This window comes from Pseudomonas putida group bacterium ESBL64 (assembly GCF_045277175.1).
In the GTDB taxonomy this organism is placed as follows: Bacteria; Pseudomonadota; Gammaproteobacteria; order Pseudomonadales; family Pseudomonadaceae; genus Aquipseudomonas; species Aquipseudomonas alloputida.
Genome location: NZ_CP145799.1, coordinates 1,031,979 through 1,045,914, shown reverse-complemented (window position 1 = coordinate 1,045,914; position 13,936 = coordinate 1,031,979). Strand labels below are relative to the sequence as shown.

Annotated in this window: 12 protein-coding genes; 6 read left to right on the top strand and 6 right to left on the bottom strand. The window is 62.5% G+C overall.

Translation table 11 applies throughout. From position 1 onward, the window contains the following. Positions 1–281: 281 nt before the first annotated feature. From V6093_RS04710 to V6093_RS04685, 6 genes are all read left to right on the top strand, one after another. Positions 282–3,428 carry an efflux RND transporter permease subunit gene (locus V6093_RS04710; RefSeq protein WP_108078657.1) on the top strand — a complete coding sequence of 1,049 codons (3,147 nt, stop codon included), beginning with the start codon at positions 282–284 and terminating at the stop codon, positions 3,426–3,428. After that, positions 3,425–3,742, top strand: a complete 318-nt coding sequence (locus V6093_RS04705; RefSeq protein WP_108078658.1) for a DUF2790 domain-containing protein — start codon at positions 3,425–3,427, stop codon at positions 3,740–3,742. The genes V6093_RS04710 and V6093_RS04705 overlap by 4 nt, the downstream gene beginning before the upstream one ends. Positions 3,743–4,115: 373 nt before the next feature. Beyond that, complete coding sequence (locus V6093_RS04700) at positions 4,116–5,240, top strand: MFS transporter (RefSeq protein WP_265979304.1); 1,125 nt, start codon at positions 4,116–4,118, stop codon at positions 5,238–5,240. Positions 5,241–5,267: 27 nt separating this feature from the next. Beyond that, positions 5,268–5,924 carry an alpha/beta hydrolase gene (locus V6093_RS04695; RefSeq protein ID WP_265979090.1) on the top strand — a complete coding sequence of 219 codons (657 nt, stop codon included), beginning with the start codon at positions 5,268–5,270 and terminating at the stop codon, positions 5,922–5,924. Between the two features lie 125 nt (positions 5,925–6,049). Next, entirely contained in the window at positions 6,050–7,405 is a 1,356-nt protein-coding gene (locus V6093_RS04690) for an MFS family transporter (protein ID WP_108078661.1), read from the top strand. Between the two features lie 12 nt (positions 7,406–7,417). Beyond that, complete coding sequence (locus V6093_RS04685; protein ID WP_108078662.1) at positions 7,418–8,461, top strand: hydroxyacid dehydrogenase; 1,044 nt, start codon at positions 7,418–7,420, stop codon at positions 8,459–8,461. Positions 8,462–8,570: 109 nt separating this feature from the next. Here V6093_RS04685 and V6093_RS04680 read toward each other — a convergent pair whose 3' ends face one another. The 6 genes from V6093_RS04680 to V6093_RS04655 all read right to left on the bottom strand — a co-directional run bounded on the left by V6093_RS04680 (position 8,571) and on the right by V6093_RS04655 (position 13,928). Next, positions 8,571–9,149, bottom strand: a complete 579-nt coding sequence (locus V6093_RS04680) for a TetR/AcrR family transcriptional regulator (RefSeq protein ID WP_108078663.1) — start codon at positions 9,147–9,149, stop codon at positions 8,571–8,573. A gap of 184 nt (positions 9,150–9,333) precedes the next feature. Further along, positions 9,334–10,149, bottom strand: coding sequence for a CoA ester lyase (locus V6093_RS04675; protein ID WP_108078664.1), 816 nt, complete (start codon positions 10,147–10,149; stop codon positions 9,334–9,336). Further along, entirely contained in the window at positions 10,146–10,988 is an 843-nt protein-coding gene (locus tag V6093_RS04670; RefSeq protein ID WP_265979095.1) for a MaoC family dehydratase N-terminal domain-containing protein, read from the bottom strand. Before V6093_RS04670 ends, V6093_RS04675 begins: the two co-directional genes overlap by 4 nt. Positions 10,989–11,001: 13 nt before the next feature. Beyond that, positions 11,002–11,931 carry an electron transfer flavoprotein subunit alpha/FixB family protein gene (locus tag V6093_RS04665; protein ID WP_265979097.1) on the bottom strand — a complete coding sequence of 310 codons (930 nt, stop codon included), beginning with the start codon at positions 11,929–11,931 and terminating at the stop codon, positions 11,002–11,004. After that, positions 11,931–12,680 carry an electron transfer flavoprotein subunit beta/FixA family protein gene (locus V6093_RS04660; protein WP_265979099.1) on the bottom strand — a complete coding sequence of 250 codons (750 nt, stop codon included), beginning with the start codon at positions 12,678–12,680 and terminating at the stop codon, positions 11,931–11,933. The genes V6093_RS04665 and V6093_RS04660 overlap by 1 nt, the downstream gene beginning before the upstream one ends. Before the next feature lie 51 nt (positions 12,681–12,731). Beyond that, a complete protein-coding gene (locus tag V6093_RS04655) occupies positions 12,732–13,928 on the bottom strand; it encodes a CaiB/BaiF CoA-transferase family protein (RefSeq protein ID WP_265979102.1) in 1,197 nt (398 codons plus the stop codon). Between the last annotated feature and the right edge of the window lie 8 nt (positions 13,929–13,936).

Below are 13,936 nucleotides of genomic sequence, written 5' to 3'. Positions count from 1 at the left end.
GCGTTGGCCGGGACTGACACAACGGTAGGCCTGCCCATCGTAAAGCAGCACCTGCACGGCGAACAGTTAACTTAATTTAGCTAACCCGCCGCGCCCGCTTCGCCTCACCATCGCCTCCTTCAAACCTGCGCGCCCCAGTATCGGGCGCTGACTGGAGCATCGAGGAGCGCCGTTATCGTGATTGTTACAAGTCCGTCCAGCCTGCCCACGCCTGCAGGCTCAATCCAACGCCTGCCAGTCGCGACAGGGCAGGTGACCGGAGATCAGCGGGGGAGGGCTTGATGTCCAGATTCTTCATCGATCGGCCAGTGTTCGCCTGGGTGATCGCCCTGGTGGTGATGCTGGCCGGCGCGCTGTCGATCCTCAAGCTGCCGGTCAACCAGTACCCCAGCATCGCGGCCCCTGCCATCGGCATTCAGGTCAACTACCCCGGCGCATCCGCCCGCACTGTCCAGGACACCGTGGTGCAGGTGATCGAGCAGCAGCTCAACGGCATCGACGGCCTGCGCTACATGTCCTCGGACAGCACCTCCGACGGCCGCATGAGCCTCACCGTGACCTTCGAGCAGGGCACCGATCCGGACATCGCCCAGGTCCAGGTGCAGAACAAGCTGCAGTTGGCCACGCCCTTGCTGCCGCAGGAAGTCCAGCAGCAGGGCATCCGGGTCACCAAGGCGGTGAAAAACTTCCTGTTGGTCATCGGCGTCGTCTCCGAGGACGGCAGCATGACCAACCAGGACTTGAGCAACTACGTGGTTGCCAATATCCAGGACCCGATCTCGCGCACTTCGGGGGTGGGTGATTTCCAGGTATTCGGCGCCCAGTACGCCATGCGCATCTGGCTCGACCCGGCGCGGCTGAACAGCTTCCAGCTGACCCCCGTAGACGTCAAGGCAGCGATCCAGGAGCAGAACGTACAGACCTCCGCCGGCCAGATCGGCGGCTTGCCGGCAGCCCCGGACCAGCAGCTCAACGCCACCATCACCGCCAAGTCCCGGCTGCAGACAGTGGAACAGTTCGCCGACATCCTGCTCAAGGTCAATGCCGATGGCTCCCAGGTCCGCCTGGGCGATGTCGCGCGGGTCGAGCTGGGCGGCGAAAGCTACAACGTCAGCGCCCAGTACAATGGTCTTCCGGCTTCGGGCATGGCCATCAAGCTGGCCAGCGGCGCGAATGCCCTGGACACCGCCAAGGCGATCCGCGCCACGGTGGCCGAGCTCGAGCCGTTCATGCCGCAGGGCATGAAAGTGGTGTTCCCGTATGACACCACCCCGGTGGTATCGGCCTCGATCCAGAGCGTGCTGATGACCCTGGCCGAGGCCGTTGTGCTGGTGTTCCTGGTGATGTACCTGTTCCTGCAGAACTTCCGCGCCACACTGATCCCGACCCTGGCGGTACCGGTGGTGCTGCTGGGCACCTTCGGGGTGCTGGCGATGTTCGGCTTCACCATCAATACCCTGACCATGTTCGCCATGGTGCTGGCCATCGGCCTGTTGGTCGACGATGCCATCGTGGTGGTGGAAAACGTCGAGCGGGTCATGGTCGAGGACGGCCTGCCGCCGCTGGAGGCCACCCGCAAGTCAATGGATCAGATCCAGGGCGCACTGGTCGGGATCGGGCTGGTGCTCTCGGCGGTGTTCCTGCCCATGGCGTTCTTCGGCGGTTCGACTGGGGTCATCTACAAGCAGTTTTCCATCACCATCGTCTCGGCCATGGCGCTGTCGGTACTGGTCGCCCTGGTCTTCACCCCGGCACTCTGCGCCACCATGCTCAAACCGCCCGCTGCCGATCACGGCCACAAGCGCGGGTTCTTCGGCTGGTTCAACCGCACCTTCGACAAAGCTGTCGGCCAATACGAGCGTGGCGTTGTCGGCGTGCTCAAACGCAAGTTGCCGTACCTGATGATGTACGTGGTGATCGTGCTGGCCATGGCCTGGATGTTCACGCGCATCCCCACGGCATTCCTGCCGGAGGAGGACCAGGGGGTGCTCTACGCGCAGATCCAGACGCCGTCCGGCGCTACCGCCGTGCGCACCCAGGCGGTCATCGACGAGGTACGCCGTTACCTGCTTGAAGACGAGGGTGAGACGGTGGCGTCGGTCTTCAACGTCAACGGTTTCAACTTTGGTGGCCGCGGGCAGAGTTCGGGTCTGGCCTTCGTCATGCTCAAACCGTGGGAGCAGCGTAGCGAGCCGGGGCAGGGTGTCTTCGAGCTGGCAGAGCGAGCCCAGCAGCACTTCGCCACCCTGCGCGACGCCAAAGTCAACGCCTTTGCGCCGCCAGCGGTAATGGAACTGGGCAATGCGACGGGGTTCAACCTTTACCTGCAGGATCGCGCCGGTCTAGGCCATGAGGCGTTGGGATCGGCCCGCGACCAACTTGTAGAACTGGCGGCCAAGGAGCCGGCGCTGGCCAATGTGCGCGCCAACGGCCCGCGTGACGAGCCGCAATACAATCTGGTTATCGACGACGAGCGCGCGCGCGCCCATGGCCTGACCCTGGCCGACATCAACGAAACCGTGGCGATCGCCTGGGGCGGCAATTACGTCAACGATTTCATCGACCGCGGCAGGGTCAAGAAAGTCTACGTCCAGGGGCAAGCGACCTCGCGCATGAGCCCAGAGGATCTGGGCAAATGGTACGTACGCAATGCCAGTGGGCAGATGGTGTCGCTAAGTACCTTCGCCCATGGCGAGTGGAGCTACGGGCCGCCGAAGCTATCGCGTTACAACGGCGTGCAGGCCCTCGAGCTACAGGGCGAGCCGGCAGCCGGCTACAGCTCCGGTGACGCCATGGCGGCGATCGAACGGATCGCCGCTCAGTTGCCACCCGGGGTGGGCTTCTCATGGACCGGCCAGTCCTACGAGGAAAGGCTGTCGGGCGATCAGGCGCCAGCGCTGTTTATTCTTTCGCTGCTGGTGGTGTTCCTGTGCCTGGCCGCGCTGTATGAGAGTTGGTCGATACCGTTCTCAGTGATGCTGGTGGTACCGCTGGGAGTGATCGGCGCGCTGATGTTCACCAGCCTGCGCGGGCTGTCCAACGATGTGTTCTTCCAGGTCGGCCTGCTCACAACCGTGGGTCTCTCGGCCAAAAACGCGATCCTGATCGTCGAATTCGCAAATGACCTGCACAGGCAAGGCATGAGCCATTTCAACGCCGCAGTGATGGCCTGCCGCATGCGCCTGCGTCCGATCATCATGACCTCGCTGGCCTTTACCCTGGGTGTGGTGCCGCTGGTGCTATCGAGCGGGGCAGGGGCCGGCAGCCAGCACGCGATCGGCACAGGGGTGATTGGCGGCGTCATCACCGGCACCTTGCTGGCGATCTTCTGGGTGCCGCTGTTCTACCTGGCCGTCAGCTCGCTGTTCCAGCGGCGCCGGCAGGCAGCGAACCCCGCACAATTCTCAACAACGGAGTCGAGCCAATGACCTGGCTTTGTGTTTCACGCCTGGGTATCTGTGCCTTGGGGCTGTTTCTATCGGGCGCCGCCTGGGCGGCGCAGGACACACGGGTGCAAGAGCATCAGCGCGCCATGCAGGCCTATGCGCAAAAGACCGGGCAAGCTGCGCCGGTAGTGGTGGAATATGAGTACGGGCAAAAACTCGACATCGCCAGGATGATCGGGATGACCGAGTCGATTCGGTCGTGTGAGCCGGTGCCCATGGCCATGACCTACGAAGACCATTTCGGTACGCTCAATACCGTGCTGTATTCGGCCATGGGCACCTGCCCGAAAAGTTGAGCAGGCTGCCGGGTGCGGCCCGGCAGCCTGATTGTCACTCGCTGAAGGCTCTTTTTCATCTGTTCATCGTCGCGAGCCTTCTCCCGCTTGGCGAGAAGGCCGTTCTGCGGTCGCAAGCATCCATTCGGGAAACAACACGTTCACGTGGGCCTTGATGAGTTGCCCCGCATACCTGAAATGCCTGGATTGAATAGCAGGTCTTTGTCCATCCCAGTAAACTTGCGCAGCTGCGCGACGTGCTTTACGTCCATCAGCGCCCCCTCGAAACATTTTGGCGACGGTACTCACCAGCGTCGATCTCCTCCATACATGAAGGTCGTTTGTGAACGCTGTTCTCCGTCTCCCCGGACCCATCGGCATCTTTTGCCTGGGAATGCTCCAGATCATGGTCTGGGGTGGCTCTTTCTTTCTGCTGGCGGTCATGGGCAAGCCCATCCTGCGCGAGACCGGCTGGGATGGTCATTGGGTCTATGGCGCACTGTCGCTGGGCTTGATGGTCTCTGCAGTGTTGGCTCCTTTGTCGAGTCGCCTGGTCGCTCGCTACGGTGGGCGACTGCAGTTGGCCGCCAGCGGCCTCGTAGTGGGGGCGGGCCTGCTGATCGTCGCCAATGCCCACAGCCTGGAAGTGTTCCTGCTGGCCTGGATCATCATCGGCGCCGGCATGGCCATCGGTCTGTACGAAGCCCTGTTTGCCACTCTCGGCGCCCTGTACGCCGAGCGGGCGGGCAGGGCGATCACTGGAATCACCTTGATCTCCGGTTTTGCCACTACCATCACCTGGCCGCTGGTGGCGTTCGCCATCGAGCAGTTCGGCTGGCGAGTTACCTGTACTGCTTATGCGCTGATGCTTATTGTCGTCGTCGCGCCGCTGTACCTCTGGGTACTGCCGGCGGGCCCGCACAGGACCAGGAGCAAACCTGCAGCGGCGGCGAGCGATGTAAGCATCGACCGACGCCTGTACCTGTTGCTGATGTGGATCTTCGCGATCGGCGCGATCATCATGACTGCAGTTTCGGTGCAACTGGTGGCAGTGCTGCAGGGGCTGGGTCACAGCCTGGCCACGGCAATCGCGCTGAGTGCGCTATTGGGACCCAGCCAAGTAGCTTCGCGCGTGCTGCAGATCGTCGCCCGCAAACGACACCCAATCTGGACCGCGCTGGTGTCTTCAGTTCTGGTGGCTGTGGGCGTGGCACTGGTTGCCCTGGCGCCTGGCGCAACGGCACTGGGGCTGTTGCTCTACGGGTGCGGCAATGGCCTGCGGGCGATTGTCCGGGGTTTGTTGCCCCTGGCACTGATGCCGCCGGCGCAGTACGTGGCCTTGATGGGCAAGATGTCGCGGCCTTCGCTGATCGGTCAGGCGCTGACGCCGCTGGTCGGCGGCTATCTGCTTCAGCTCTTTGGCGCCATGGGGGTGCTGGCAACGCTCGCTGCCTTGGCCATGGTCAATGTCGTGCTGGTGCTGTTGGTCATGCGGTCACTGCCGGCCCGGCCCGTGTGAACGCCAACCATCGAGGAGTCAATTGCAATGTCACAATTGGACCGTGAAGAACTGCTTATCGATGGCCCGGTCGGCAAGCTCCACTTGCTGCTCGACCATCCATCAACCTCACCGAAAGGAGTGGTTATAGTCAGCCATCCGCAGCCGTTGTTGGGCGGCAGCCCTCGGCACATCGTGCCAGTGACCCTTGCCAGACAGTTGTGTGCCAGCGGCTGGCTGGTGGTGCGGCCGAGTTTTCGCGGCGTGGGGTTAAGCGAGGGCTGTCATGATGGCGGCATCGGCGAGACTACGGACAGCCAGGTGGTGCTCAAGCACATGGCGGGAATCATGCCAGGGCTGCCCATCGCCTTGATCGGTTTCTCCTTCGGCGCCTATGTGTTCGCCAGGCTCGCCAGCGCAGCGGCGGGAGAGTTTGACGCCTTGGCCCTGCTGGGGCTGCCAGTCGGCGATGTACCAGGGGGCCGCCATTACCCGGCGCCGGACCTGCCCGACGATTGCCTGCTGGTTCACGGCGGGTATGACCAGATGGCGCCCCTGGTCAGCCTGATGGACTGGGCCGCTGGCGAACACCGCCGCGTATCGGTATACGCCGGCGCCGACCACTTTTTCAAAGGCTGCCTGAGTCGGGTCGGAGAAGAAGTCTGCCGCTATCTGCAGGACAAAGGGCCCAAAAGCCCAGCCTAGAAGGCCATGCCTGCCAGGCATAGCTGTTAGACCTGTGGCCCCTCTTCCCCCAAAACGACGCTATGCAAAGCTGTACCCGAGTTGGCAAAACAATAACAACAAGGGTAGCGATCATGAATGCAGACATGAGCACGGCACGTCCGTTGACGCGCAAAGAGCGTACAACCGCAATTGTGGGTGTGTGTTCCGGCAACTTGGTGGAGTGGTACGACTTCTTCATCTACGCCTACACGTCGATCTACTTCGCATCACTGTTCTTCCCCGCTGGCGACCAGACCAGTCAACTGCTGGCCACGGCCGGTATCTTTGCTGTCGGCTTCTTTATGCGCCCGCTGGGTGGCTGGATTTTCGGGTACATCGCCGATACCCGAGGGCGCAAGATCTCGATGATCATCTCGGTGTTCATGATGTGCGGTGGCTCGCTGATGATCGCGGTCATGCCCACTTATGCCACGGTAGGTGTCGCAGCGCCGGTTCTGCTGGTGATCGCACGACTGATGCAGGGGTTGTCGGTGGGCGCCGAGTACGGCACCGGCGCCACCTACATCAGCGAGGTATCCCGCGCCGGCCGGCGATCGTTCTATGGCTCGTTCCAGTATATGACGATCATTGCCGGGCAACTGCTGGCGCTGCTGACCGTTGCGGTGCTGCAACTGGTGCTGTCGGAGCAGGACCTCAAGGCCTGGGGCTGGCGGGTACCGTTCCTGATTGGCGCGCTGGCTTCGATCGTGGTGGTGATCCTGCGCCGTACCATGCGCGAGACAGCCACTGAAGAAGGAATGAAGAGCAAGGAATCTGGATCGCTCCGAGGCCTGATACAACACCGTCGCGCGGTGCTGCTCACTTTCACCATCACCATTGGCTGCTCGCTTTATTTCTACACCTTCACCGCTTACATGCAGAAGTTCCTGGTAGTGAGTGTCGGCATCCCGGCCCCCACGGTGAGCATCATCATGGCTTGTGCATTGGTGATCTTCATGCTGGCACAGCCGGTGTTCGGCATGCTCGCTGACAAAATCGGCGTGCGTCGCAACATGATCTTGTTCGGCCTGCTGTCCACCTTCCTGGTAATCCCGTTGCTGTCCGCGATCAAGTCAGTGCAGGACCCGCTCGCAGCCTTTGGGCTAGTGCTCGCAGGGTTGCTGATTGCGGCCTTCTATACACCGGTCACCGGTGTGCTCAAGGCCGACTTCTATCCGCCGACTGTGCGCGCACTGGGTGTGGGCCTACCTTACGCAGTAGGGGCCGCGATGTTCGGCGGTTCGGCCGAGTATGTGGCGCTGTCCTTCCGCTCTGTGGGAATGGAACAGTACTTCTACCTGTACGTGGCCGCGATCGGCGCCATCACCCTGGTGTCGGCCCTGCTGATGCCAGATCTTGGCAAACACGGTTACCTCGATGGGGACGGCAAGGTCGAAGAGAACATCGGCGTACGCAAGTTCATGGGGCGTAAATCCCTGCCTACACACCCCAGCCATTGAGGCAAGGCGAGCATGACTACTGAAAGGAAGAAGATCGTGCGCTTCGACGTCTGGTATCACCCGGTGATGGCTCAGATCCTCGAAGCTTCGCCCGATGTCGTGCTGCAAACCGTCGCCCGTGACCAGCCGCCTGCCGTCATCCTGCAGGCGCTGCGCAACTGCCAGGTGTATCAAGTACCCTCGGCGCGGGACGAGCTCCCGCGGCAGTGGTGTGTCACCGAAGCGCTGCTCCGCCAGTTGCCTGACCTGCTCTGTGTCTCGACCAATGGTGCAGGCTTTGACACAGTGGATGTCGAAGCTTGCACCCACGCGGGTGTCCTGGTCGTCAACCAATCGGGCGCCAACGCCCAGTCGGTGGCCGAGGCCACGGTGGGGTTGATGCTCGATTGCGCGCGGCGGATCAGCGAATCGGACCGGCGCCTGCGCCGGGACCGCGGGTTTTCTCGCGAAGACCTGATGGGTAGCGAGTTGTGCGGCAAAAGCTTGGGTCTCATCGGTATCGGTGAGATTGGTACACGTGTCGCACGCATAGCCCAGGCCCTGGGCATGCAGGTCCTGGCCCATGATCCCCTGCTGAGCGCGGAACAGATCGGCCAGCGGGGCGCTACCAGTTGCACGTTGCAAAGCCTGTTACAGCACAGTGATGTAGTTTCGCTGCATTGCCCACGACTGGCTTCGACCTTGAACCTCATGAACGTCTCGGCTTTCGCAGCGATGCGCAAAGGGGCTGTATTCATCAATACTGCACGTGGCGGCTTGCATGACGAGGTCGCCCTTTATGACGCGTTGGCCTGTGGCCATCTTGGCGCTGCGGGAATAGACGTTTGGGACCAAGAGCCGCCTGCGTTGGATCATCCTCTGCTTGGCCTTGAAAACGTGGTCGGCCTGTATCACACCGCAGGCGTCACGCGCGAGGCCCGCAAGCGCATGGGCGCGTGGGCGGCAGAGCAGATTCTGCAGTTGCTGCGCGGGGAGCCGGGGCCACGCATGGTCAATCCGCAGGCGTTTGAAGCGTTCCGGCAACGGCTGCAGGCCAAGAACCACCGCGATACCTGATGCCGCTTGAAGCTGGCTCTGGCGGGCGCTGATCCGCCAGAGCATGTCCTCCCCACCTTGGTGTCCCGCTTATGGCCTTATCGCGGGCTGTCACATTCAAGGCAGTTTGTCAGGCGGGGCATTCCTCGGGCTGGAGCAAGGCATTGCACATCCGCAAGATGTGCTGCTCGATCCAATTTTCATCGAAGGCCGTATTGCCTACCCGCAGACTGTTGCCGCTTTCGATGATCGCCAAGATGGCAACGGCAGTTCGGTCAGGGTCGCTCACGCAGTACCTGCCGATAGCGCACCCCCCCTCGATAATCTGGCGCAGTGGCTCGGCCAGTTGCCCCATTGCCCGCTCCAGCCAGAGCCTGTGGCGGTCGTCCAGGTGCCTGACTTCGTGACGAAGGACCATCTCCTCCTGGGGAAGGGCCACTTGCCGTGCCAGCGCAAAACGCACATAAGCATGCAGATCTTGAGATTGGGCGCCGTTTTCCCAGGCCTGCTTGCGGCGTTCGATGATGTCGAGCACTACATTGAGCAGCAGATCCTGTTTGCAATCGACGTGATGGTAAAGGCTGCCGGGAAGAATGCCGACGCGCAGGGCCAGCTTTCTCATGGTCATGGCGGTATAGCCAATCTCGACCATCAGTTCGGTTGCAGCCTGGGTCAGGGAGGAGGGACAGGCACGGGCAGCTTCAAGCATAGGCCGGCAACCTCGAAAGTGCGCGCAGCACCCGGCAGAGCAGGCGCTTGCAGTGGCGCCGGGGCCGGGATGTACCAGTGAGCAGATACATGGGGCACCTCTCTGGATAGGTGCCCCCGATACCGCTCACCGCTGCGCGTCAGAACAGAGGTGGTGTGCGGTGCCGGGAGCGATAACGGAGGCTTCAGCCGGCTTGGAGCAGCATGGCCCGGGCGCGAAGGATCACGGGCGCGTCGACCATCTGGCCATCGAGGGTGAATACGCCGGCGCCAGTTTCAGCTTGTTCAACCACCCGCTGCGCCCAGTCCAGCTCGGCAGCCGAGGGCTTGAGCGCAGCGTGAATCACGTTGACCTGACCTGGATGGATGCACAGAGCGCCGGCAAAGCCCATGTCCCGGGCGAAACGCACCTGGCGCTGCAGCCCGTCGGTGTCCTGAATGGCAGGGAACACGCCGTCCAGCGGCGCGGCAAGCCCGGCGACACGGCTGTGCAGCAGCACCGCATAGCGGGCATGGTCCAGTACCTGTTCGGCAGCGGCACTGCCAGTGTTCAGCCCGAGATCAAGGCCCAGGTCCAGGCTGCCGAACGACAGACGGTCGACGCCTGGCACCGCCGCCAGGAGGGGCAGCGCGGCAAGGCCCTTGGCACTTTCGATGATTGGCCATACCGCTTTGCCAGTGGCATGGGCACGTTCGATCTGGCCGACGGTTTCCGCTTTCGGCAGCAGGATGCCAACGACGCCGGTGTGGCGCTGACACAGCGCCAAGTCGGCCTCATGGGCCCAGTGGCCCGGCGCGTTGACGCGCACAAGCACTCGGGCCTGGGGTCGATCGCTGAGAAACTGCTCAAGGTTGTCGCGCGCCTGTTCCTTCAGCGCCTCTTCAACGGCATCCTCAAGGTCAACGATGACTCGATCTGCGCCACTGACCAATGCCTTGGGTATGCGCTCTGGGCGGGTAGCCGGCACGAACAGCGCGCTGCGTACAATCTCGGCGTTCATGGGCGTACCCCCTGGGCGAATTCGATTTCGCCAACCTGCGCCTGACCGGCCTGATTACCCGCCCAGACCTGCGCCTTACCGTCACCGGTCAACCGCCCGCCGACTTGGAACGCATCCGGGCAGATCAGCGGGCGCACACCGCGATAGCTGAAGCGGTGGACCTTCAGTTGCGGGTTCGCGCGCACGAAGGCACGCAGGTTCAGGGTAGCGATCAGTGGGCCGTGGACCACCAGACCCGGGTACCCCTCGGTTTCAGTGACGTAGGGCCAGTCGTAATGGATGCGATGTCCGTTGAAGGTCACCGCCGAGTAGCGGAACAGTAGCGTCGGATCTGGTTGCACGCTTTCGCTCCAATCGCCGTGGGGCATCGGCTCGGTGCCGCCAAGCTTGGGCGGTGAGGGCTCGCGGTAGACGATGTCCTGCTCTTCAAGCAGTGCTCGCTGCCCGTCCTGCACATATTCATGCTGCACGGTGACGAACATCAGGGAGCCGGTACGCCCGTGCTTCTCCTCGACATTGAGGATGGTCGAGCGGCGGGACACCTGAGCATCGATCCGCAGCGGGCGGATGAACTCCAGTCGTCCTCCGGCCCACATGCGGTTGCGGTTATCTGCCGGGGGCAGAAAACCGCCCCGCGCCGGATGGCCGTCGCCACCCAGGCCGGCCGCTTCGACAGGCTCCTGAAAAAACGCCCAGTGCCAGAGCGCGGGCAGGGCATCCCCAGGGGCGGGTGCCGGCTCGCTCAAAGTGGCAGCAATACGCTTGACCAGGTTATGGCTGATGCAGTCATGGACAGTCTCGCTACGGCCAATCCATGTTTGGGGTGCAGGTGTACTCATTTTTTATTGTCCTTTACAGCGTCGAAGTCAGTGCCGGTACGATCTCGAACAGGTCGCCGACCAAACCGTAATCAGCTACCTGGAAGATAGGTGCTTCTTCATCCTTGTTGATCGCGACAATGACCTTGGCGTCCTTCATGCCGGCCAGGTGCTGAATAGCGCCGGAGATACCCACGGCGATGTACAACTGCGGCGCGACGATCTTGCCAGTCTGACCGACCTGCATGTCGTTGGGCACGAACCCTGCGTCTACCGCCGCGCGCGAAGCACCAACCGCAGCGCCGAGCTTGTCGGCCAGGCTATACAGGTGGCTGAAGTTTTCACCGTTGCCCATGCCACGACCGCCCGACACCACGATCTTGGCGGCGGTCAGCTCGGGGCGGTCGGACTTGGCCAGTTCTTCGCCGACAAATGCCGACAGACCTGCATCTGTAGCGCCACCCAGGGCCTCGATTGGCGCGCTGCCGCCTTCTGCCGGCACGGCCTCAAAGCCGGTGGAGCGCACGGTGATGACTTTTACCGCAGCGCTGGATTGGACGGTGGCAATGGCGTTACCGGCGTAGATTGGACGCTTGAAGGTGTCAGCGGATTCAACCGAAATGATCTCGGAGATCTGGTCGACATCCAGCAGCGCAGCTACCCGTGGCAGGAGGTTCTTGCCGTTGCTGGTGGCCGGGGCCAGCACATGGCTGAAGTCGCGACCCAGGTTGGCCACCAAGGGCGCCACGTTTTCCGGGAGCTGATGGGCGTAGGCGGCATCGTCAGCCAGCAGCACTTTGGTCACCCCAGCGCACTGCGCGGCAGCGAACGCCACATCGGCTGCGTCCAGTCCGGCTACGAGAACGACGATGTCAGCGCCGATCTGGCGAGCGGCGGCCAGAGTGTGCAGGGTAGGGCCAGTAAGGATGCGATTGTCGTGTTCAGCAACTACCAGAATGCTCATCAGATCACCTTCGCTTCGTTCTTCAGCTTTTCGACCAGTTCGGCTACCGATTTGACCTTGATGCCAGCGCTGCGGGCTGCCGGGGCTTCAACTTTCAGGGTTTTGTTGGTGGAGGCGAGGGAAACGCCCAGCGCGTCTGGAGTCAAAGTTTCCAGCGGCTTCTTCTTGGCCTTCATGATGTTCGGCAGCGACGCGTAGCGTGGCTCGTTCAGGCGCAGGTCGGTGGTGACGATGGCAGGCAGGTTCAGCGAAACGGTCTGCAGGCCGCCGTCGATTTCACGGGTGACGTTCAGCTTGTCGCCAGCGACTTCGACCTTGGAGGCGAAGGTGCCTTGGGCGTAGCCGGTCAGCGCGGCCAGCATCTGGCCGGTCTGGTTGTTGTCACTGTCGATGGCCTGTTTGCCGAGGATGACCAACTGCGGCTGCTCCTTGTCGACAACGGCTTTGAGTGCCTTGGCCACGGCCAGTGAATTCAGCTCGTCAGCGGCTTCGACCAGGATGGCGCGGTCGGCACCCAGGGCCAGGGCGGTACGCAGTTGCTCCTGGGCGGTGGTCGGGCCAACGGAAACCACGACGATCTCGGTCGCAACGCCTTTTTCCTTCAGGCGCACGGCTTCTTCCACGGCGATTTCGCAGAAGGGGTTCATGGACATCTTGACGTTAGCAAGGTCGACGCCGGAGTTGTCCGCCTTGACGCGAACCTTGACGTTGTAGTCGACCACTCGTTTGATTGCGACCAGCACTTTCATAGGCAGGGATACTCTGTGTTTGAGCAATGGCAACGAATGAGGAACACGGGGTCAGATGACCCCTGAATTGCGCAGTTGCTGAATACGTTCTTGGGGCAGGCCGAGTTCGGCAAGGATGCCTTCGCTGTGCTGGCCCAGTGCGGGCACCGGGTCCATGCGCGGTGCATAGGCGTTGCTGGTGGCCGGCGGCAGCAGGCTGGGCACTGATCCGGCGGCGGTGTCGATGCGACGCCAGCGGTCCCGGGCCTGCAGTTGCGGGTGGGCCCAGACACCCTGCATGTCATTGACCTTGGCATTGGCGATGCTGGCCCCATCGAGGCGCTCGATTACCGTGTCGAAGTCCAGCGCAGCGAAGGTCTCGACGATCAGTCCGCGCAGCGCATCGCGGTTGGTCACGCGCTTGAAGTTGGCACTGAAGCGCTCGTCACTGGCCAGTTCTGGTTGCTGCAGCACCTGTTCACAGAAAAGCTGCCACTCCCGCTCGTTCTGCAGGCCAAGCATGACTGTGCTCCCGTCACCTACCGGGAACGGGCCGTACGGATAGATGGTGGCGTGCGCCGCGCCGGCACGTGGCGGTGGTGCGGCACCTTCGTAGGCGTAGTAGAGCGGGTAGTTCATCCACTCCACCAAGGCCTCGAGCATGGACACTTCCACCTGGCTGCCGATGCCGGTCTTTTCCCGCAACAGGACCGCCGAAAGGATACCGGTATAGGCATACATGCCAGCGGCGATATCAGCGATCGAGTTGCCGGCCTTGGCCATCCCGTCTTCCCCCGGCCCACCGGTGACCGACAGGAAGCCGCCTTCGCTCTGAATCAGCAGGTCGTAGGCTTTTTTCTGTTCATAAGGGCCGCCCGCGCCATAGCCGGAGATATCGCAGACGATCAGCCGCGGGAATCGCGCGTGCAGCGCCTCGAAGCTCAGTCCCAGGCGAGCGGCCGCACCCGGTGCCAGGTTCTGCACCAACACATCGGCCTGCTCTAACAGTTGGTCGAGAATATCGCCGGCGATATCCTGCTTGAGGTCCAGGGCCAGGCTCTCTTTCGAGCGGTTGGTCCACACGAAATGCGAGGCCAGACCGTTGACCCGCTGGTCGTAGCCCCGAGCGAAGTCGCCACTGCCGGGGCGCTCCACCTTGATGACTCGGGCGCCCAGGTCGGCCAACTGGCGGGTGCAGAAGGGCGCCGCGATCGCGTGTTCGAGGCTGATGACGGTAATGCCGTCAAGGGGGCGTATGGGCTGGCTCATGCTGGTTG

Excerpts from the sequence above, each read along its gene's own strand:
- V6093_RS04710 (WP_108078657.1), top strand. The coding sequence starts at position 282 with ATGTCCAGATTCTTCATCGATCGGCCAGTGTTCGCCTGGGTGATCGCC.
- V6093_RS04665 (WP_265979097.1), bottom strand. The coding sequence starts at position 11,931 with ATGAGCATTCTGGTAGTTGCTGAACACGACAATCGCATCCTTACTGGC.
- V6093_RS04670 (WP_265979095.1), bottom strand. The coding sequence starts at position 10,988 with ATGAGTACACCTGCACCCCAAACATGGATTGGCCGTAGCGAGACTGTC.
- V6093_RS04655 (WP_265979102.1), bottom strand. The coding sequence starts at position 13,928 with ATGAGCCAGCCCATACGCCCCCTTGACGGCATTACCGTCATCAGCCTC.
- V6093_RS04660 (WP_265979099.1), bottom strand. The coding sequence starts at position 12,680 with ATGAAAGTGCTGGTCGCAATCAAACGAGTGGTCGACTACAACGTCAAG.
- V6093_RS04680 (WP_108078663.1), bottom strand. The coding sequence starts at position 9,149 with ATGCTTGAAGCTGCCCGTGCCTGTCCCTCCTCCCTGACCCAGGCTGCA.
- V6093_RS04700 (WP_265979304.1), top strand. The coding sequence starts at position 4,116 with ATGCTCCAGATCATGGTCTGGGGTGGCTCTTTCTTTCTGCTGGCGGTC.
- V6093_RS04690 (WP_108078661.1), top strand. The coding sequence starts at position 6,050 with ATGAGCACGGCACGTCCGTTGACGCGCAAAGAGCGTACAACCGCAATT.
- V6093_RS04705 (WP_108078658.1), top strand. The coding sequence starts at position 3,425 with ATGACCTGGCTTTGTGTTTCACGCCTGGGTATCTGTGCCTTGGGGCTG.
- V6093_RS04695 (WP_265979090.1), top strand. The coding sequence starts at position 5,268 with ATGTCACAATTGGACCGTGAAGAACTGCTTATCGATGGCCCGGTCGGC.
- V6093_RS04675 (WP_108078664.1), bottom strand. The coding sequence starts at position 10,149 with ATGAACGCCGAGATTGTACGCAGCGCGCTGTTCGTGCCGGCTACCCGC.
- V6093_RS04685 (WP_108078662.1), top strand. The coding sequence starts at position 7,418 with ATGACTACTGAAAGGAAGAAGATCGTGCGCTTCGACGTCTGGTATCAC.